The 18,852-nt window shown below is 61.2% G+C and carries 15 protein-coding genes and 1 other RNA gene; 11 read left to right on the plus strand and 5 right to left on the minus strand.

The window, feature by feature from the left end; genetic code table 11:
• Nucleotides 1-281 precede the first annotated feature (281 nt).
• Nucleotides 282-3,626, plus strand: a complete 3,345-nt coding sequence (mscK, locus tag ACUN8C_RS05285) for a mechanosensitive channel MscK (RefSeq protein ID WP_445621236.1) — start codon at nucleotides 282-284, stop codon at nucleotides 3,624-3,626.
• Nucleotides 3,627-3,630: 4 nt separating this feature from the next.
• On the opposite strand, the gene ACUN8C_RS05290 is transcribed toward mscK, so the two are convergent.
• From ACUN8C_RS05290 to ACUN8C_RS05305, 4 genes are all read right to left on the minus strand, one after another.
• The gene (locus tag ACUN8C_RS05290) at nucleotides 3,631-4,392 is read right to left on the minus strand and encodes a TlyA family RNA methyltransferase (RefSeq protein ID WP_445621831.1); all 762 of its coding nucleotides are present in this window, start codon (nucleotides 4,390-4,392) and stop codon (nucleotides 3,631-3,633) included.
• 72 nt (nucleotides 4,393-4,464) lie between these two features.
• A complete protein-coding gene (locus ACUN8C_RS05295) occupies nucleotides 4,465-5,580 on the minus strand; it encodes an ABC transporter substrate-binding protein (protein ID WP_445621237.1) in 1,116 nt (371 codons plus the stop codon).
• Nucleotides 5,580-6,947 carry a sensor histidine kinase gene (locus tag ACUN8C_RS05300; protein WP_445621238.1) on the minus strand — a complete coding sequence of 456 codons (1,368 nt, stop codon included), beginning with the start codon at nucleotides 6,945-6,947 and terminating at the stop codon, nucleotides 5,580-5,582. The genes ACUN8C_RS05295 and ACUN8C_RS05300 overlap by 1 nt, the downstream gene beginning before the upstream one ends.
• A gap of 3 nt (nucleotides 6,948-6,950) precedes the next feature.
• Nucleotides 6,951-7,619 carry a response regulator transcription factor gene (locus ACUN8C_RS05305; RefSeq protein ID WP_445621239.1) on the minus strand — a complete coding sequence of 223 codons (669 nt, stop codon included), beginning with the start codon at nucleotides 7,617-7,619 and terminating at the stop codon, nucleotides 6,951-6,953.
• 218 nt (nucleotides 7,620-7,837) lie between these two features.
• On the opposite strand from ACUN8C_RS05305, the gene ffs reads away from it, so the two are divergent.
• The 7 genes from ffs to ACUN8C_RS05340 all read left to right on the plus strand — a co-directional run bounded on the left by ffs (nucleotide 7,838) and on the right by ACUN8C_RS05340 (nucleotide 13,470).
• Nucleotides 7,838-7,934, plus strand: an RNA gene (gene ffs, locus ACUN8C_RS05310) — signal recognition particle sRNA small type.
• 257 nt (nucleotides 7,935-8,191) lie between these two features.
• Nucleotides 8,192-10,378, plus strand: a complete 2,187-nt coding sequence (gene dnaX, locus ACUN8C_RS05315; RefSeq protein WP_445621240.1) for a DNA polymerase III subunit gamma/tau — start codon at nucleotides 8,192-8,194, stop codon at nucleotides 10,376-10,378.
• A 50-nt stretch (nucleotides 10,379-10,428) separates the two neighbouring features.
• On the plus strand, nucleotides 10,429-10,755 hold the full coding sequence (locus ACUN8C_RS05320; RefSeq protein WP_445621241.1) for a YbaB/EbfC family nucleoid-associated protein: 327 nt from the start codon (nucleotides 10,429-10,431) through the stop codon (nucleotides 10,753-10,755).
• Between the two features lie 14 nt (nucleotides 10,756-10,769).
• Nucleotides 10,770-11,384: a recombination mediator RecR gene (gene recR / locus ACUN8C_RS05325; protein ID WP_108843346.1), complete on the plus strand. Its 615-nt coding sequence runs from the start codon at nucleotides 10,770-10,772 to the stop codon at nucleotides 11,382-11,384.
• A 125-nt stretch (nucleotides 11,385-11,509) separates the two neighbouring features.
• Nucleotides 11,510-12,664 carry a ribonuclease D gene (rnd, locus tag ACUN8C_RS05330; RefSeq protein ID WP_445621242.1) on the plus strand — a complete coding sequence of 385 codons (1,155 nt, stop codon included), beginning with the start codon at nucleotides 11,510-11,512 and terminating at the stop codon, nucleotides 12,662-12,664.
• 27 nt (nucleotides 12,665-12,691) lie between these two features.
• Nucleotides 12,692-13,000, plus strand: coding sequence for a YcgL domain-containing protein (locus tag ACUN8C_RS05335; protein WP_445621243.1), 309 nt, complete (start codon nucleotides 12,692-12,694; stop codon nucleotides 12,998-13,000).
• A gap of 20 nt (nucleotides 13,001-13,020) precedes the next feature.
• A complete protein-coding gene (locus tag ACUN8C_RS05340) occupies nucleotides 13,021-13,470 on the plus strand; it encodes a YcgN family cysteine cluster protein (protein WP_445621244.1) in 450 nt (149 codons plus the stop codon).
• A 131-nt stretch (nucleotides 13,471-13,601) separates the two neighbouring features.
• Here ACUN8C_RS05340 and ACUN8C_RS05345 read toward each other — a convergent pair whose 3' ends face one another.
• On the minus strand, nucleotides 13,602-15,695 hold the full coding sequence (locus tag ACUN8C_RS05345; RefSeq protein ID WP_445621245.1) for a S9 family peptidase: 2,094 nt from the start codon (nucleotides 15,693-15,695) through the stop codon (nucleotides 13,602-13,604).
• 51 nt (nucleotides 15,696-15,746) lie between these two features.
• Between ACUN8C_RS05345 and ACUN8C_RS05350 the strand changes: the two genes are divergently transcribed.
• The 3 genes from ACUN8C_RS05350 to ACUN8C_RS05360 are packed head-to-tail and all read left to right on the plus strand — an operon-like array spanning nucleotide 15,747 to nucleotide 18,779.
• A complete protein-coding gene (locus ACUN8C_RS05350; RefSeq protein WP_445621246.1) occupies nucleotides 15,747-16,211 on the plus strand; it encodes a hypothetical protein in 465 nt (154 codons plus the stop codon).
• Nucleotides 16,212-16,216: 5 nt separating this feature from the next.
• Nucleotides 16,217-17,998 carry a VWA domain-containing protein gene (locus ACUN8C_RS05355; RefSeq protein ID WP_445621247.1) on the plus strand — a complete coding sequence of 594 codons (1,782 nt, stop codon included), beginning with the start codon at nucleotides 16,217-16,219 and terminating at the stop codon, nucleotides 17,996-17,998.
• Nucleotides 17,991-18,779: a class II glutamine amidotransferase gene (locus ACUN8C_RS05360; RefSeq protein ID WP_445621248.1), complete on the plus strand. Its 789-nt coding sequence runs from the start codon at nucleotides 17,991-17,993 to the stop codon at nucleotides 18,777-18,779. The genes ACUN8C_RS05355 and ACUN8C_RS05360 overlap by 8 nt, the downstream gene beginning before the upstream one ends.
• Nucleotides 18,780-18,852: the final 73 nt, after the last annotated feature.

Genomic DNA, 18,852 nt, shown 5'->3' on the forward strand with positions numbered 1-18,852 from the left:
GACTTTACTACCAGACGTTGAACACAATGAGTCATAAAGATCCATTCCAGAGATGACAGACGTCGTGATGAGCTTATCATGGCGCCCTGAATTCGACATGCCCGTGTGTAGGGCAGGTGCTGTCGGGATGACCGTCATTATCGGCCGTCCCGGGCAGCGTTTTAGTTATTTCCTGGTAGATCGATATTATGTCTGCGCAGGAAGTTCTAATCCAGAGATGTTCGTTCATGTGGGGTATGGCCAGCGTGGTAAAACCTGTCAGGGCCTCGGCGTACCGGGGCGTGCTGTTTTTAATAATTTTGATGCTATGTCTGACGGCGCCCTGGGCACTGGCCAGTGAGCAGGACATTCCGTCTCGTCAATCCATCGACGAACAGATACAAAAGCTTGAGGGCGGTGACGCCCAGAGTGCCGCCGGCCAGCAGACGCTTGAGACGCTGAACAAGACGCGTGAGGCACTGGATGCGCTGGAGAGCACGCGGCAGGAACAGGCCGCGCTTGAGGACAGGGTCAATCAGGCCGACCGTCAGCGGCGACAGTATCAAAATCAGCTACAGGGGCTGGAAAGTGACCGCGCGCTGGACAGTGAGGCGCTGGGCAAGAGTTCGCTCGAGCAGCTGGAGCAGCGCCTTGGGAGCACCATTGAGGATCTCAAGCGTCAGCAGGATCAGCTCAGCGAGGTCTCGCGGGCTCTGATCAGCGCTCAGACCCTGCCGGAACGGGTACAGGCCACCATCAGTGATGCTCGTCATGAGCAGCAACAGCTCAGCGATTCGCTGGAGTCCAACGATGGCAGCGCCCCGAGCAGCGAACGTCGCCAGCTGGTCAATGCGCGCATGGCGCTGCTGGACGCCCGCATCGAGCTGGGAGAGCGTCAGCTGGCCAACAGTACGATACTGCGTGACGTCAATCAGGTGCATCGAGAGCTTCTGGCGCGCCAGATCGATATCAACCAGAACACGCTGCTGGTGCTGCAGGAAGCGATTAACCAGAAGCGCCGCGATGCCTCGGAGCAGGCCATCGCCGAGGCGGCTCATATTGGTGATAACGACCGCATCAGCAACCCGGTGGTGGATGAGGCCCGTGCACAGAACCAGGCGCTGGCCCAGGAGCTTTTACGCACCACTGACCGCGCCAATACCATGATCCGCGATGTCATCAACACCCGTGCCCGGCTTGAGCAGGTGCGTCAGGTCGAACGCACGCTCAATGAGCAGATCGAGGCCTTGCGTGGCAGTCTTTTGCTGTCGCGCGTGCTGCGCCAGCAGCGCGGGTCGTTGCCGGATGTTCAGGATCAGCAAAGCCTTCAGGAAGAGATCGGCGATCTGCGGCTGCGTCAGTTTGATGTCGGGCAGTTGCGTCAGGTACTGACCAATCCTTCAAACTATGTCGACAACCAGCTTGAAGGTGAGGAACCGCTGACGCCTCAGGCGCGTCAGGTGCTGTTGCAGACGCTGGAGATGCGTCGTGACCTGCTCGATCAGCTGGATCGGGAGTATGGCAACCTGTTGAGCCGGGCCATTGATGTCCAGCTCAACCAGCAGCAGCTGGTCGATATCAGTCGCTCGGTGCGCGACACCATCGAAGAGCAGCTGTTCTGGGTCGCCAACGGCCAGCCGCTGGGACTGTCATGGCTCAAGGATCTGCCGGAGCGTCTCGGCAATCAGCTGTTGGGCGGCCAGTGGTTTGAGACGCTGAGTTCGCTATGGATCATGCCGTCTGCACGTGCGCTGCTGGCGGTGCCGCTACTGATCGTTGCCGGGTTGATGGCCTTTTTCCGCCGTCGCATCAAGGCCTATCTGCTGGAGCTGCACAACCAGATCGGCCGCCTCAAGCGGGATACACAGCTGCATACGCCACGGGCCATCGTGCTCAATCTGATTCTTTCCTCAACGCCGCCCATGATCCTTTTGACGGCCGGTATCGCCCTGTGGCTGGGCGGTGAAGGATTTGCCGTCTCGCTGGGGCGCGCCCTGCTGCAGCTGGCGCTTGCCCTGCAGGTATTTGGCCTTATTCGGCGTTTGCTGGTGCCGGACGGGGTAGCAACCCGCCATTTTCACTGGCCGGCGTCCTACGTTGACCAGCTAAGACGCAATATCTTCTGGTTGGGCTGCAGTGTGGCGCCGGTAGTCGTGGTCGCAAGCATTGCCGAGCAGGCCGATGGCCGACTGGCCGAGCAGCCGCTGGCCCTTCTGGTCATGCTGGTGGGGCTGGTGGGCATGAGCGTTTTCATGCTGCGCCTGATTCTTGCCCATGTGCCCTGGATGGGTGTGCGTCTTTTCCGGCTGCTGCTGGGGGTGACGCTTTCCATGGTGCCATTGGCCCTGATCGGCATGATTCTGTTCGGCTATGAATACACGGCGCTGCGCCTGTGTGGCCGCTTTATTCTGACGCTTTATATTCTGGCGCTGTGGCTTCTGGTCGAGGCCAGTGTGGTCCGGGGGCTGGCGGTGGCGGCCCGGCGGCTGGCCTATCGGCGCGCAGTTGCTCGTCGTCGCGCTCAGGGCCGTGACAGTGCTGCCGAAAGCGGCGTGGAGCTTGTCGATGAGCCGCCGCTGGACATGGAGCAGGTCAATCAGCAGTCGCTGCGCCTGTCCAAGCTGATTCTGTTTTTGATCTTTATCAGCGTGCTGTATCTGGTCTGGGCCGACCTTCTGGGCGTGCTGTCCTATCTGGATAACGTCAGCATCGGTCAAATCAGCGAAAGCGATGCAGCCGGTGGCAATGTCAATGTGGTGACGCTGGCCGATGTGATGACGGCCCTGATCATTGTGGGGCTGATGGTGATCATGGCGCGCAACCTGCCGGGGCTTTTGGAGGTCATGGTGCTCTCCCGGCTCAACCTCAAGCAGGGCAGTGCCTATGCGGTCACGTCACTGCTGTCCTACACCATTGTCGGCAGCGGAATCGTGGCGGCACTGGGGACGCTGGGCGTCACCTGGGACAAGCTGCAGTGGCTGGTGGCGGCGCTGTCGGTCGGGCTTGGCTTTGGTCTGCAGGAAATCTTTGCCAACTTCATTTCGGGTCTGATCATCCTGTTCGAGCGCCCGATCCGTATCGGCGACACCATTACGCTGGGCAATCTTCATGGCACGGTCAGCCGGATTCGGATTCGCGCCACGACGGTGACGGATTTTGATCGCAAGGAGATCATCATCCCCAACAAGACCTTCGTGACCGATCAGCTGATCAACTGGTCGCTGACCGACAACATCACGCGCGTGGTGCTGACCTTCGGCGTGGCGCACGGCACTGATCTCGATCTTGCACACAGGATTCTGCGGCGCATTGCCGATGAACATCCCAAGGTGCTGACCGACCCCGAGCCACAGGTGTTCTGCATGGCATACAGCCAGAGCGCCTTCAATTTCGAGCTGCGGGTGTTTGTCAACGAGCTGGTGGACCGACTGGTGGTCACCGATGAGATCAATCGTCGGGTGGATGCCGAGTTCCGCACCAATGAGCTGCGTGTGGCCTTTCAGCAAATGGATGTTTGGCTGCACAACGAAAAGGGTGACAAGCGTCTGGTACAGAAGCGAGCAACCCGGGATGGTCGCCCGTCACCTCATGCCAGCAGCGCGCACGATGGTGATCCGGGCGATGCCTCGCCCGGCGAGCTGACCTGACAGGTCAACAAACGTTGCGGGTGGCATGCATTAAAAACTCCCGATTGCCGTCTCCTCCGGTAATCGGGCTGTTGCCCCAGTAGTGCAGGGTAAAGCCTGTCTGCTGACAGCAGGTGCGCAGACGCGCTTCGACCTGCTCGTAGTGGCGTGCATCGCGCACGATGCCGCCACTGCCGATCTGCTCGGGGGAAAGCTCGAACTGGGGCTTGACCAGACTGAGCAGGTGCGCACCGACCGGCAGCAGCCGGGCCAACTCCGGTATGATCAGCGTCTGGGAAATGAACGACACGTCCATGACCGCCCCCGCCAGCCCGTCGGGGGCCAGCGCCATGATCTGGTCGACAGGCAGATGGCGTGCATTGACGCCTTCCATGCAGTGCACCCGCTCATCGTCTCGCAGCAGTGAATCCAGCTGATCGTGACCGACTTCGATGCCGATCACGCGCGCGGCGCCATGATGAAGCAGGCAATCGGTAAATCCCCCCGTCGACTGGCCTACGTCCAGTAGGGTCAGCCCTTCTGGTGCCATGCCGGTGGCTTCGAGCAAGGCTTCGAGCTTGAGCCCGGCCCGGGAGACGTAGCGCTCCTCGGGATCCTCGATGACATGAAACTCACTCTCTTCGGGCAGCTTCTCGCCGGGCCGGGTCAGGGTGCGCGGCTGCCCCGCCTGGATCAGCTGTACCCGGCCGTGGCGAATCAGGCGCTGGGCGCGCGTGCGTGAACGTACCAGTGCCTGGGCGACCAGAAGCTGATCGACACGTACCATCCTGCTCATGTTCATGTCCTGCGGTGCAAGGGGGTGATGGCCCGCCGCCAATGTCCGGGCCCTTGAGAAGCGCTATTCTACCTCGCCTTTGGCGGCATGCGAGCCGGCAGGATCATGAGGCGTAAAGATCATCTGCCAGCGATGTAGCAGTGCCTCCCGCTTGAGCGGGTCAATCAGCGCCAGAAGCCCCGGTACCAGTTGAATGGGCTCCAGCGCGGTGGCGGCAGGCTTGGCGTTGTCATTGGTCGGCAGCGGACTGCCCAGCGGCGTTCGGGTCGTCATGATCTGCTGGCCCTCAATTGAGGTGATAAAGGCCAGAAAGCGCCGGGCCATGTCGGGGTGCAGCGCCGTTTTCGGAATCAGGGCCAGTCTTTGCAGGGCCAGGGCGTAATCATCAGGGACCTGCAGAACCAGCTCGGGATGACTCTGAACGGCGCGGCGGGCGTAGGAGCCCATCAGGTTATAGCCGATCAGATAGCGACCCTCGATCAGCCCCTTGAGCATCGCGGCGGTGGAATCCACCAGCTGAGTGTCGGCCCTGCCCATGGCCTCGAAAAGCGTCCAGGCCTCCGGGGTGCGCGCCACATCCTGCGCCACGGCCATAAAGCCGGTCGGGCTTCGAGCCGGGTCGTAGGTCACGATGCGCCCGGTCAACGCGGTGCGATGGCGATTCAAAAACGCCAAGAGGCTGGCGTGATCCACTGGCGGCGGGCCTGTGTCAGCCAGTTCCCGACGATAAACCATGACCAGCGGCTCATGGGTCAGCCCGATGAGCTCGTCGCGCCAGCGGGCGCTGTCCGGCCAGGCAGGGTTGATCACACCATCCCCCAGCGACTGGGCCAGGCCTGCGTTGGCCAGCTGGTACTGCTGCGCCATGGCCGAGGACATTAAAAGATCGACGTTGCGCGGCACCCCCTCGGGTTGTCGGCGATCGTCACGTGAAGCATCGCGGTAGTCCAGTGTGATCTGCGGGTAGCGCTGGTGAAAGGCTTCAAGCACCGGGCGAAGAACATCGGCTTCCACCACGCCCTGAATGTTGAGCCTCTCGCTGCCCTTGCCCTGACATCGCAGATGGCCCGGTGACGATGCGCAGCGCTCATCGGCGCTGGCGGTCACAACGGGTATCAGCAGTATCACGGACACCATGATCAACGCCGTGCGGTACAGGGTCTTGAAGGCATTCGGCATCAACAGGCGGCCTCGGGCAGATGTAGACCGATCATGAAATCACCGTTGGCCGTGTGTCTCATGATCATGTGACCGCCATGGGCCCGGGCCACGCCGTCGGCAATGGCCAGCCCCAGGCCGCTGCCGGGTCCCTGTTCCTGGCCGCGGTAAAACGGACGCAGGACCTCCGCCTGGGCACTGGCATGGATGCCTGGTCCGTCGTCTTCGACATAAAGCACGCGGTCGGTGGCATCGATGCCCACGGTAACCCGGCTGCGGGCGTAGCGCAGGGCGTTATCGATCAGATTGCTCAGCGCTTCTTCAAGCTGCCAGTCATCGCCCTGGATGGTCAGCGCCGGGCAGTGCTCGGCAAGCCCCAGGTCAATGCCGACGCGATCGGCGGCGGGTAGAAAGCGTATCAGCATCTCTCGGGCGAGCGTCTCCAGTGACACCGGTTGTCGCGTCAAGGGCGCCTGCGGGGAGTCAAGGCGTGTCAGTGACAGCAGCTGCTCGGCCAGGCGGGTAGCGCGTCGGGTGCCACCCTGTATTTCCTGCAGGGCCTGCTGCCAGTAAGCCGTATCACTGCTTCGAAGGGCCAGCTCTGCGCTGGCGGCGATACCGGCCAGAGGCGTGCGCAACTGATGGGAAGCGTCACCGATAAAGCGTTGCTCGTGAATGCGTACCTGACGCTGGCGGGCCAGCAGGGCGTTCAGCGCCTCAAGCAGCTCCTGAAGCTCGCGCGGCACGCTCATGTCGATCGGCGAAAGGTCGTGCGCCGAGCGGGCCTTTAATTTCGTACGCAGATGCGCCAGGGGATTCAGGGCCAGACGCAGGGTCATCAATAGCCCTGCCAGCGCCAGCACCACGATGCCCGCCAGGCGCAGGCTGCTGTCGCGAAAAAGCGCCATCGTCATGGCCCGACGCGCTTCCAGTGTATGTGCTACAAGCAGGGTATAGGGTTCGCGGTGCTGCCAGGCGGTCAGGCGAGCGCCCAGCGCCCCGACGCGCAGTGACAGACCATTGAGGTTGGCCGAAACGGTGCGGAAGGTGCCGGGTGCCGGCAGGGGCGACATCAGCGCGCTGAGATCTGCATTGCCACTGACGGCGTGGCCCTCATGGTCAACCAGCGTATAAAAAACCCGCTCATCGCCCTGAGGGGCCAGCATGTTGAGTGCCGAGGCAGGCACATCAAACCAGAGCCGGCCATCGCGCCAGCTGACATGATCGCTCATGACCTGAGCGGCTGATGCCAGCAGGCGGTCATGGACACGATCGGCGCTGCGCTGTGCACTGTACCAGGACTGCAGCAGCAGCAGGACACAGGTCAGCAGTAACAGCACGGTGAGCCCGCCCAGCAGGCGCCGATGAAGACTGGCGGCAGGGGACACGGTCTAGTTCAACTCCAGACGATAGCCCATGCCACGTACGGTGCGAATGCGGACATCGCTGCCCGCCAGGCGGCGCCGCAGCCGATGAATGTAGACCTCAAGGGCATTGTCTCCCGGGAGATCATCACCGCCGAAGGCCTCGAGCATGAGATCCGCGCGGCTGATGATCCGTTCACCGTGGCGCAGCAGGCAGGCGAGCAGGCGCTGTTCGCGGGAGGGAAGTGTCATGGCCGTCTTGTTCAGCTCCAGCCGCTGGGTCGACACGTGCAGCATGAGCTGGCCCAGTGCAAGGGTGTCAGGGGCTGTTGGTCGTGCGCGGCGCAAAAGGGCACGAACGCGGGCCTCGAACTCACTGAGCGAGAAAGGCTTGGTCAGGTAGTCGTCAGCGCCCAGATCCAGACCGGCCACGCGGTCCTCGACCGAGGCGCGGGCGGTCAGAATCAGCACCGGGGTCAGGCGATCATGTCCACGCAGGGTGGTGAGTACCTCAAGGCCGCTGCGATAGGGCAGGTTGAGATCCAGAATCACCAGATCAAGCTTTCGGGGGGTTGTGAGGTAGTCACAGGCGTGATCACCGCGTGTCATGACATCTACCTGATCGTCATGCTCACGCAGCAGGGTTTCAAGAGTCTGTGCCAGCAGCACGTCATCTTCGATGAGCAGTAGCGCCATGAAGGCTCCGCAGCGACCGAACGCAAAAGAGAAGAGGGGAGTCTACCCTGGGCGGGTGGCGTATCACGACTGTTGTGATCGTTTGCTGACATCCGCGATCGTTTGCCGGCATCGCTTGCGATGGTGGGAACCGTGCTGTTAAGATGCGCGCTCGGTTGATCAGGGGCTGGCCAGCGGCCGGCAAATATCATGCCCTGACCTCCGGTGATGGTGACCCTTGATGGTCCTCTCGCAACGCGATATCGCGAACCCCGCCAGGCCCGGAAGGGAGCAACGGTAGTGATGGATGCGTGTGCCGGGATGTGGCTGTTGAGGGTCGCCACCCTTCTCTGAAATGACCTCCTCTATTGATTTTCGATTCGACCTCCGAGCCGACACTCTTGTGCTGTCTGCCTGTTTCGGCGCGTTCGAACCTTTGCCCTGCCGCCACGCTGCAATAATGACACCGGCCCCTGGCAGGGATTGATTGGCGCGTGTACGTCCAGCCGATAGAATGGTCGGCCTATCCATCGGATCGACGACCCTTGCGTGCGTCGACACTTCACCGCTTTGATTACAGGCTATCGCGCTGCATGAGCTATCAGGTACTGGCCCGCAAATGGCGGCCGCGCACATTTCATGAGCTGATAGGACAGGAGCATGTCAGTCGTGCGCTGGTCAATGCGCTTGATCAGGGGCGGCTGCATCATGCCTATCTGTTTACCGGAACGCGTGGGGTGGGCAAGACCACGCTGGCCCGCATTCTGGCCAAGTGCCTGAACTGTGAAACCGGCGTCACGTCACGCCCATGCGGTCAGTGCCGAACGTGTCAGGACATCGATCAGGGTCGCTTTGTCGATCTGATCGAGGTGGACGCCGCCTCTCGTACCCGTGTTGAAGATACCCGCGAGCTGCTTGATAACGTGCAGTACGCGCCTACCCAGGGGCGTTACAAGGTGTACCTCATTGACGAGGTGCACATGCTGTCGACCCACAGTTTCAATGCGCTTTTGAAGACGCTGGAAGAGCCACCGCCGCACGTACGCTTTCTGCTGGCGACCACCGATCCGCAGAAGCTGCCCATTACGGTGCTGTCGCGCTGTCTGCAGTTTGCCCTCAAGCGCATGACGCCCGAGCGCATCGTCGACCATCTTGGCCATGTGCTCACTCAGGAACAGACCGCCTTTGATACCGCAGCACTCTGGCTGCTGGGCCGTGCCGCCGATGGCTCGATGCGTGACGCCATGTCGCTGACCGATCAGGCCATTGCCTTTGGTCATGGTGAAGTGCGCGAACACGATGTCATCGCGATGCTCGGCACGCTGGATCATCGCCAGATTCTGGCGCTGGCCGAGTCGCTGGCCGGTGGCGATGCTGCTGACGTGCTGGCAAGAGTGGCGCATCTGGCCGAGCAGGGTCCCGACTTTGCGGGTGTGCTGGATGCCCTGTGTGGCGTTTTTCACCGGCTGGCCATCGCGCAGATGGTGCCGGCGGCACTGGACAATGCCCAGGGGGATCGCGAGGCGCTGGTCGCACTGGCTGCGCACTTCACGCCCGAGGACGTGCAGCTTTACTATCAGATTGCGCTGAACGGCCGCGGTGATATGGACAACGCTCCGGAGCAGCGAACGGCGCTGGAGATGACGCTGCTGCGCATGCTGGCCTTCCGCCCGCAGGGCGCCCCAGCCCCGGATCACAAGCCGCTGCCGATACGCGGTAACGTGTCGACGCCGACGCTTTCGACGGATACCGCCGCGGCCCCGCAGGAAGGCCCGCAGGAACCTCCTGCCGATGAGCCATCTGAATCGGACAGCCCGGCGGCGCAGGCGCTCGCTCCCGAGCCTCCGATGTCGCCCCCGACAGCGCCGGTTGAGGTGGCTGCGCCTGAGGCCTCGTCGGTTGAATTTTCAGTATCGGCTTCCGCGCCGGTTCCCGCGCCGCCCTGGAATGACGATGACGCGGCGGCCTCGCTGGCCGACGCTGCAGAGAGCGCCGCCTATGGCGAGGCGTTTCATGAGGAGGTCGGGGAGGATGTGCCCGCTGATCATCCTCAGCCGGGCGTCACGCCTGAGGTACCCGAGGTGTCGGATACCCATCAGGCCCTGTTTGGGGCTGCACCCGCTCAGGCACCGCCGGTAGAACCGGGCAGTGAGGTCCAGGTCGATGACGATGAGCAGGACGACCCGCTTGATGAGTACATGAACGAAGCGGTCGGCGATCATGCCGCAGGCCAGGCTCAGGCACTGGCAGCGATGGTTGAAGGGCTTTCCGATGAACCCTCCCTGGATGAGCCGGAGACGCCAAAAGACGATGAAACGTCAGGCGCCGAGGTCGGCCACCATGCCCTGCCGGTCAAGGCAGATCACACGCCGATCGACAACGCGGGCTGGCTTGAACTCTTTCCCGGGCTCGGGCTTTCAGGCATGACCGCCAATCTGGTGGCCAACTGCATTGTGCGCCATGATGATGGTCAGCATCTCGGGATGTGGTTGCACCACTCCCAGAGCGCCATGAATGCCGAAGTACATCGGGAGCGTCTTGAAAAGGCCCTGGCCGCGCGTGGCCTGTCGCGCCGGGTCAGCATTGAGGTGGGCGAGATCGATGAACAGATCGAGACGCCTGCCCGCCGCCGTGCAAGGCTTGAAAAGGCGCGATTGCAGCGTGCCATTGAAGCCTTGCGTGATGACCCGCATATTCAGTCTCTACAGGAAGTATTCGGCGCCCGTCTGCTGGAGCGCAGCGTGACCTCGTTCGAGCGGGATGATGCTGGCAACAGCTGACCATGGCGATCGATAACAGTTTGATTTAACGACTCTTGAGGGAAGCAATCATGATTAAGGGTGGCATGGGCAACCTGATGAAGCAGGCTCAGGAAATGCAGGACAAGATGCAAAAGGTGCAGGAAGAAATTGCCGACACCGAAGTGCATGGCGAAGCCGGTGCCGGCATGGTCAAGGTGACCATGAACGGTCGGCACGATGTCACCTCGATCGATCTTGATCCGGCCATCATGCAGGAAGACAAGGAATTTCTTGAAGACCTGCTCGCAGCGGCCATCAATGACGCCGTGCGCAAGGTAGAAGTGAACTCGCGCACCAAAATGGAAGAAGCCACTCAGGGGCTTAATCTGCCGCCTGGCTTCAAGATGCCGTTCTAGGATACGCGCACTTCATGGCGACATTTTCACCGCTGATTGACCGTTTGCTTGAAACGCTGCGTGTGTTGCCGGGCGTTGGTCCCCGCACGGCGCAGCGCATGGCCTTTCACCTGCTTGAGCGTGACCGCGAGGGCGGGCGGCGACTGGCACAGGTGCTGGGTGAGGCACTCGAGAAAGTGGGTTACTGCGAGCAATGCCGTAATCTGACAGAAAGCCGGCTGTGCAGCATCTGCGAGGATACGCGGCGCGACGATCACGCCCTGTGTGTGGTGGAGTCTCCGGCGGATCTGCTGGCCATCGAAGAGGCCGGCGGCTTTCGCGGACGCTACTTCGTGCTGCATGGCCATCTCTCGCCCATTGATGGCGTTGGCCCGGAGGATCTGGGGCTGGATCAGCTGGAAGCGCTGGTGCACCAGCAGCAGATAGAAGAGCTGATTCTTGCCACCAATCCTACCGTGGAAGGCGAGGCAACCGCGCACTACATTGCCGAACAGCTTCGAGCGCTGGGCGTGCGCTGCTCGCGCCTGGCTTACGGCGTGCCCATGGGCGGCGAGCTTGAGTATGTCGATGGCGGCACACTGTCGCGTGCGTTCATGGGGCGCCTGCCTTTTGGCGAGCCGGGGCAGTAGACCAGTGCCGTGGCGGGTGGCCGCTGAAGGCTGAACGTTACGGATGCGACAGGCCGCCCTGCGGCCTGTTTTATTTTATTCCCTGTCGGCCCTAAGGTCGGCAGGCGGCTGTAGACAAAATGACCATGCCCACTGATGTAACCTGGCACTTTATCGATACCGAAGAGGCGCTCGAGCGCGCCTGCACCGATCTGGCGACCCGTGAGGTGATCGGGGTAGACACCGAGTTCATGCGCGAAACCACCTTCTATCCGGTGCCTGCACTGATTCAGCTGGGTGATGCCGAGGTCGTCTATCTGATCGACCCTACCGTGGTCGCGCCTACCGAGTCGCTGCGCACGCTGCTGGGAGATAAAGGGCCGCTGAAGATATTGCACGCCTGCAGTGAAGACATGGAGATCTTCACGCTCTGGGTGGGGGATGTGCCGTCTCCGCTGGTGGACACCCAGATGGCCCATGCCCTGCTGGGCACGGAGAATTCCATCAGCTATCAACGGCTGGTGGATCACTGGGAGCAACAGCATGTGCCCAAGGGAGAGACCCGCTCCAACTGGCTGCAGCGTCCGCTGAGTGAAGAGCAGTGTCGCTATGCCGCGCTGGATGTGGTGTGGCTGGCATCGATCTGGCAGCGCCAGCAGGCCCGTCTTCGCGAGCAGGACCGCCTTGAATGGCTGCTCGAGGACTGTCATGCCCTCGTTGAGGCCGCAAGAGGCCCGCGCGATGATGCGCGCTGGTATCTGCGTCATCGCAACGCCTGGCGACTGGAACCAAGACAGCTGGCAGCCTTTCAGCGCCTGTGTGTCTGGCGCGAACGTGCCGTGCGTGAGCGCAACCTGCCACGCAACTGGCTGGCCAGTGATGCCATGCTCATGGAAATGGCCGCGGCGCTGCCGAGCAATCGCTATGAGCTTTCCCGGGTCGATGGCATCAAGCCCGCCCTGATCAAGCGCGAGGGCGATACGCTTCTGGCACTGATCGAAGAGGCGGTACGGCTGGAGGCGTCCGGCTTGCCCGCGACCCTGCCTTCGCCGGTCAGCGACGCGTACAAAAAGCGCATGAAGGCGTTAAAGGCCGCGGTCAATGATCGCGCTGCGGCGCTATCATTGCCTTCCGAGGTCCTTGTGACGCGTCGTGAACTCGAGCGCTGGATCAGTGCCGATCTTCAGCGCACCGACTGGCCCTTGCTGAGCGGCTGGCGCGGCGATGTTCTTAACGATGCTCTGGTGTCGGCCCTGTCAGGGGATGCTCGTGCCCGCGCTTCGGCCCCTGATGCGCCCTGAAGCAGCCCTGTATTTGCGGAGATCCTCATGACCCCGACACCGTTACTGTGTCAGATTTATAAAAGTCCGCGTCAGGAAGAGATGTTTCTTTACGTGGATCGCACGCGTGGACTCGACGTGGTACCTCAGGCGCTGCTGGAAGGCTTCGGCCCCCCGCAATCCATCATGATGATGATCATGACGCCGGAGCGGACGCTGGCGCGGGTGGATACTGCCCGGGTCATCGAGGCGCTGAAGGAGAAGGGGTATTACCTGCAGATGCCGCCCGGTGGCGATGCGCGAACGCGTGATCAGGCCTTTGACGTGAGCGGCAGTGCTGATGACCAGAGCGTTTGAAAGTCGTTTCGGGAGGCAATATGCGTGAGCGTTTTTGGGAACGGTTTCCGCTGGAAGCGCTGACGCCCGTCGAATGGGAGGCCATCTGTGATGGTTGCGGTCAGTGTTGTCTGGTTCGGCTGGAGGATGAGGAAAACCAGGAAATCGTGACCCTGTCGGTGGCCTGTCGACTGTTCGATACCACCGCCTGTCGTTGCAGCGATTACGAGCACCGCTTTGACAAGGTGTCCGATTGTCTTCAGCTGACGCCGGAGCGGGCTCGCGCGTTTCACTGGCTGCCCGACACCTGCGGCTATCGACGTCTGGCACAGTCAAAGCCGCTGCCTAAATGGCATCCGCTGATCAGTGGTGATCCGCAGGGGGCTCGCCGCGCGGGTGTCAGCATGCATGGCATGGCTGTCAGTGAAGCGAAAGTGCCTGAACGCGACTATGAGGATTACATCATTGCCGTGATACCCTGCCAGTCGTGATGGCGCCTGGCGGATTACAGGCCTTTGATATCAATAAAAGGGGCGCCCCTCGCTTGTGATGGGCGCCCCTTTTATGGGTATGAGCAGGATCGTTTTTCAGTCCGCCCCTCTCCAGATAACCCCTTTCGCAGTCAGGCGTCTGGCGCTGCGGTTTTGGCAGTGGGCTCAACCTGTGAAAGCCCCAGTGCCCATAGGATAAAGGCGTCCTGACGGGCCACATCGCGCCAGGCATGAAAGCGCCCGGAGGCGCCGCCGTGACCGGCACTCATGTCAGTGCGCAGCATGACCGGTCCACGGGCGCTGTCGAGCTCGATCAGGCGAGCATAGAGCTTGGCCGGCTCCCAGTAGGGTACCCGTGAGTCATGCCAGCTGCCCTGAAGATAGACGGCCGGCCAGGGGGCCGGGACCAGATTGTTCAGCGGTGAATAACCCTTGATGCGTCGATGGGCTTCCGGTTCTTCAGGGTTGCCCCATTCGGTATATTCCGCCGTTGTCAGCGGCAGGTCCGGATTTTCCATGGTGCGCAGCACATCGACAAAGGGGACGTCCAGCACCGCTGCGCAGAAGGCATGAGGGTCAAGATTCACGCTGGCAGCCACCAGCAGTCCGCCGGCACTGGCACCGTAGGCAGCAATGTGGCGTTCTTCGGCGAGGCCATGTTCGACCAGCACATTGCGAGCGGCCAAAAAATCCTGAAAGCTGTTTTCCTTGTGCTCCAGCTTGCCGCCCAGATACCAGGGCTCGCCCCGGTCACCGCCGCCGCGAACGTGGGCGACGGCAAAGGCGCCGCCACGGGCCAGAAGTTCAAGACGCGAGATGGAAAACCAGGGATCCAGTGTCTGGCCATAGGCGCCGTAGCCATACAGCAGGGTGGGGAGCGGCCCGCGGTCGATCAGATCCGCACGTGCGACCACGGATACCGGCACCCGTTCGCCATCAAAGGAAGTGGCCCAGAGTCGGCGGCAGGCCAGATGCCCGGGCTGAACGTCACCATAAACGGGCTGCTGGCGCAGCAGTCGCCGCTCGCCGCTGTCGATATCGAACTCGACCCAGCGTGGCGGGGTCGTAAAGGACTCTTCGTGCAGGCGAAGATGGCGCGTCTCAAAATGAGGCGTGTCGGCAAGCCCGAGACTGCAGGGCATTTCCGCAATGGGCAGCCATTCATCGCGGGTCACGTCATGGTGCTCATCAATCTGCATCAGGCGTAGATGCACCTGGGCGCTGTCATGGTCCCGCTCGGTCAGCACCAGCCCCCATGAGAAGGCGTCCACGTCCTCAAGCGTCGTGCCGTCGCGATGTTCGATCATCGGTTGCCACTGCCCAAACGCGTGCTCTTCGGCCAGGTCAAGACAAAAGTGCACGGCATTTCTATTGTGAAGCACATAGAACATGCCCGGGCGGTGATCGATGCCATACTCCACGCCACTCTCGCGCGGATGAAAGCATTCTGGCGCGCTTTCCGGTGTGGCCGCGGGAACCAGATGGGCTTCACTGGTGTCCTTTGAAGCACTGTGGATGACCAGCCATTCGCGTGAGCGAGTCTTGTCCAGACCGACCCAGAACTCGACGTCGTCTTCTTCAAAGATGCAGACGGCATCATCGTGGTTGCGATGGCGTCGCCAGACCGTGGCCGGGCGCTGAGTCGTGTCGTAACGCGTAAAGAGAAGCGTGGCGTTGTCTTCTGCCCAGCACAGATCCGGTCCGATGCCGCGTTCAAGGCGAATCGTCTCGCCGTCCGGCAGATGGCGCAGATAGAGATCGAAGTACTCGTTGCCCTGAGTATCCAGTGTCCAGGCCATCCACTGTTCGTCTTCGGACAGGGCAAGATCACCCAGTTCGAGAAAGCTGTTGTGGGTAGAAAGTTCCTGCAGGTCGATCAGGCATTCGTGACCGCGGCGCTCGATATCAAGATGATCGACATCATTTCCGATCGGATGGCGCCAGAAAACCGGATAATCGGCATCGGAGGCGGTTTCGCTCCAGTACACGAAATGATCAAAGGGCGTGGCAAGACCTGTCACGGCCAGCTCGCGGCGGGCAAGATGGCTGTCAAACAGGGTCTGTGTGAGGGATTCAAGTGGTTCAAACCACTGATCACACTCAAGGTTGACGGCTTCGAGAAACTCGGCCACCTCCGGCGCATCACGGTTTTCAAGCCAGTGCCAGTGGGGGTCTTCGATTTTTTTGAAGCGCGCAACCGGCGCGGACGGTAGGTGTTCTTTCATAATGTGCAGTGTAACATTGGTCGCTGTATTTAACCCGGAGGTATCAAGGGCGTGCTGATTTCAGACTCGATCCCACTATTGTGGCTATGCTGGTTCGTATTATCCGTTGCAGTGCTGGTCTTCGGCTACTTTGCCATTTCATTTCTGCCGCGCCTGCCTCGCTGGCTGGTCACTGGCGGCGTGGCGGGTCTGCTCTGGATGCCGGCATTTTTCTCGGTGCCCGGCCCGCAGTCAGAACTTGGGTATTCAGGCTGGGCGCCTTCGCTGGTCGTGACGGCTGTCGGCTTTTTGCAGCATAACGGCGGTCAGATCTTCCTTGGCGGTATCCTGATGGCCATCGGCGCTGTGTTGGGGATGCTGGTGACCTTTTTCATCGGCCGGCGCGGTCGCCATGACAGAGATGATGATGACCGCTCCGGCAGCGCCCGAGCCAGTCGCCATAGTGACGATCGTGAGGGTGACCATCGACGTCGTGAAAGTGCGCCAGCGCGTCGGGAACCTTCGCTCGGGAGATAGGCCCTATGCTGTATCGGTGGCTGATGACAGGTGCATGGTTGCTGTTGGCCCTGCTGGCACTGCCTGTTCAGGCGGCGCCACAGGGCTCGCCCGAACAGGGCGACATTCGTCTGGCGATCGATGTCTCCGGCAGCATGAAGGACAACGATCCTGACAACCTGCGCGCCAGCGGTGTTCGCCTATTGGTGGATCTACTGCCCGATAATGTTCGTGCCGGGCTCTGGACCTTTGGTCAGCAGGTGGCCAATCCACTGGCGATGGGCACCGTCAACGACCAGTGGCGCCAGCATGCGCTGTCCGTTTTGCCTCAGCTGACCCAATACGAGCAGTTTACCGATCTTGAATCAGCGCTGAACCTTGCCACCCAGGGGGTACGAGGGGAGGGCAAAACGCATCTCATCGTATTGACCGATGGCATGGTGGATGTCCCTGCCCTCAGCGACAAGCCTGCTCGGGATCGCGCGTCACATGAGCGCATCATCAAAACGCTCGCGCCGGATCTGGCCGGGCGCAATGTGGTCATTCATACCATTGCGCTGTCCCGTAATGCCGATACCGATCTGATGCGCGCCATCTCGCAGCAGACTGGCGGGCTGGCTTCCGTGGCTGAAGACTCTCGAGCGCTCTTGCGCTCCTTCCTTGATGTCCTCAATCAGATTGCCCCGCGCCAGCAGCTGCCGCTGGAAGACGGCCGATTTCAGGTCGACGACCAGGTGCAGGAATTTACGGCGCTGATCTTTCACGATCAAAATGGCGGCCCGGTCACTCTGGTCAGCCCGAACGGCGAGCGTCTGAGCATCGATGATCCGGGCGTGGCAAGTCGCTGGCGTCATGACGACCGCTATGAACTGATTACCGTTCCCGACCCTGCCGCTGGGCAGTGGCAGATCGAGGGGCCGATTGGTGCCGGCTCGCGTATTCTGATCGACTCCAGCCTGCAGCTGCGAAGCGCCAACATTCCGGCCACGCTATATGCCCATATCGATCAGCCTCTTGACGTGTGGCTGGACGGTATGGCCCAGCAGGGGGATGACCCGTCACAGCAGCCTGTGGTCGATGCCGTTTTGCGCGGCGCGCAGGGCGAGATCACCAGCACTCGTTTACAGCGTGAATCGGATGGACACTATCGAGGGCATCTTGATCGCATCGACCAGACAGGGAATGCCGAACTGGCCCTGCAGGCGCGCACCGAGACGTTTGCACGACTGCTGACCCGTAGCGTCAACGTGGTACCCGTCATTGATGCCACGCTCTCCGATGATCAGTCGCGCATTACGCTAAAGGCGGCCTGGCCTCGTTTGACGCGTGACAACACGCGTATCAATGCAGACCTTCTGGGGGAAACCCTGGACGTTAAACCGCTGGCAGATGATCGTTGGCAGATCACGCTACCCGATGACCTGCCCGAGGAGTCCGTTCCGGTCGACCTTGCAGCAACCGTGGCGCTGGATAATCGAATACTCGAAATTCCGCTGCCATCGGTAATGCTCAACAGCGATGCCACCACCAGCCTTTCCGGTGCGCGTCTTGACCGGGACGCGGTCCAGGGTGAGCAGATGGCATCTTCTCAAAAAGAAGATAAGGATCAGCCATGGTCGCTGCAGCGACTATGGCATCTGGCGCAGGAGAACTGGCCTGCGGCCAGAGCGCAGGTCACGCAGTGGATGCAGGACCCGCGTGCGTGGTGGGTGGCTGCCGCGCTGATTGTGCTTTGTTTATTGCTTGCCTTCAGAAGGCGTCGCCAGCGGCGTCAGCGTCCCCGACACAGGAGAGACCCGAGTGTGTGAGCTATTGGGCATGAGCGCCAATCAGCCGGTCAATACCGGCTTCAGCTGGCGCGGCTTCAAACAGCGGGGGGGCTGCGATGGTCCTCATTGTGATGGATTCGGTGTCGGCTTTTATCGCCGGGACGGCTATCACGACTTTCATGATGTGCGCGCCGCCATAGATTCGCCTCTGGCAGAGTTGCTCGGTCAGGATGATATTGCGGCACTGATCATGATGGGGCATCTGCGCCATGCCAATGAAGGCGGCGTTGAAATCCAGAATACCTATCCGTTCACGCGTAAAATGGAGGGGCGGCACTGGTGCTATACCATGCAGGGCCAGTTGGAGGGCTTTGAGACGCTCAGGCTTTCCGGTCGATTTACGCCGCTGGGCAGTACGGATGGCGAGCATGTCTTCTGCTGGCTGCTCGATCAACTGGCGCAGCAGGATTGTGATGATGTCTCTGCCACCTGTGGGCTGCTGGCCCGGTGTGGTGATCAACTGGCACAGATGGGTGTTTTCAACATGATGCTCAGTGATGGGCGGGTGCTGTATACCTATTGCAGCAAGAAAATGTGCTGGCTGACCCGCCGTGCGCCCTTTGGGACCGTCACGTCGCTGGACAACGGTGAGCATATTGACCTTGCCAATCGCTGTGACAGCGCCACGGTGTATACCCTTCTGGCGACAAACCCCCTGACCAATGAGTCAGGCTGGCAGGATATGCATCCTGGTGAGGCCATGGCCTTTTGCGATGGCGAGCAGTGTGACGTCGTTACGCCGCAGGCCATGTCTGCCTGATACCGCAACGAATCTGGAAAGACCTTCACGTCTCAGAAAAGACGCCGCAGACACATCACGTGTCTGCGGCGTC

The organism is Kushneria sp. Sum13 (genome assembly GCF_052692355.1).

Bases quoted from the DNA above. Each gene is read 5' to 3' on its own strand.
- ACUN8C_RS05290 (WP_445621831.1), bottom strand. From the start codon at position 4,392: ATGGTACGTGTCGATCAGCTTCTGGTCGCCCAGGCACTGGTACGTTCA.
- ACUN8C_RS05320 (WP_445621241.1), top strand. From the start codon at position 10,429: ATGATTAAGGGTGGCATGGGCAACCTGATGAAGCAGGCTCAGGAAATG.
- ACUN8C_RS05345 (WP_445621245.1), bottom strand. From the start codon at position 15,695: ATGAAAGAACACCTACCGTCCGCGCCGGTTGCGCGCTTCAAAAAAATC.
- ACUN8C_RS05355 (WP_445621247.1), top strand. From the start codon at position 16,217: ATGCTGTATCGGTGGCTGATGACAGGTGCATGGTTGCTGTTGGCCCTG.
- dnaX (WP_445621240.1), top strand. From the start codon at position 8,192: ATGAGCTATCAGGTACTGGCCCGCAAATGGCGGCCGCGCACATTTCAT.
- ACUN8C_RS05340 (WP_445621244.1), top strand. From the start codon at position 13,021: ATGCGTGAGCGTTTTTGGGAACGGTTTCCGCTGGAAGCGCTGACGCCC.
- ACUN8C_RS05335 (WP_445621243.1), top strand. From the start codon at position 12,692: ATGACCCCGACACCGTTACTGTGTCAGATTTATAAAAGTCCGCGTCAG.
- ACUN8C_RS05295 (WP_445621237.1), bottom strand. From the start codon at position 5,580: ATGCCGAATGCCTTCAAGACCCTGTACCGCACGGCGTTGATCATGGTG.
- ACUN8C_RS05305 (WP_445621239.1), bottom strand. From the start codon at position 7,619: ATGGCGCTACTGCTCATCGAAGATGACGTGCTGCTGGCACAGACTCTT.
- rnd (WP_445621242.1), top strand. From the start codon at position 11,510: ATGCCCACTGATGTAACCTGGCACTTTATCGATACCGAAGAGGCGCTC.
- recR (WP_108843346.1), top strand. From the start codon at position 10,770: ATGGCGACATTTTCACCGCTGATTGACCGTTTGCTTGAAACGCTGCGT.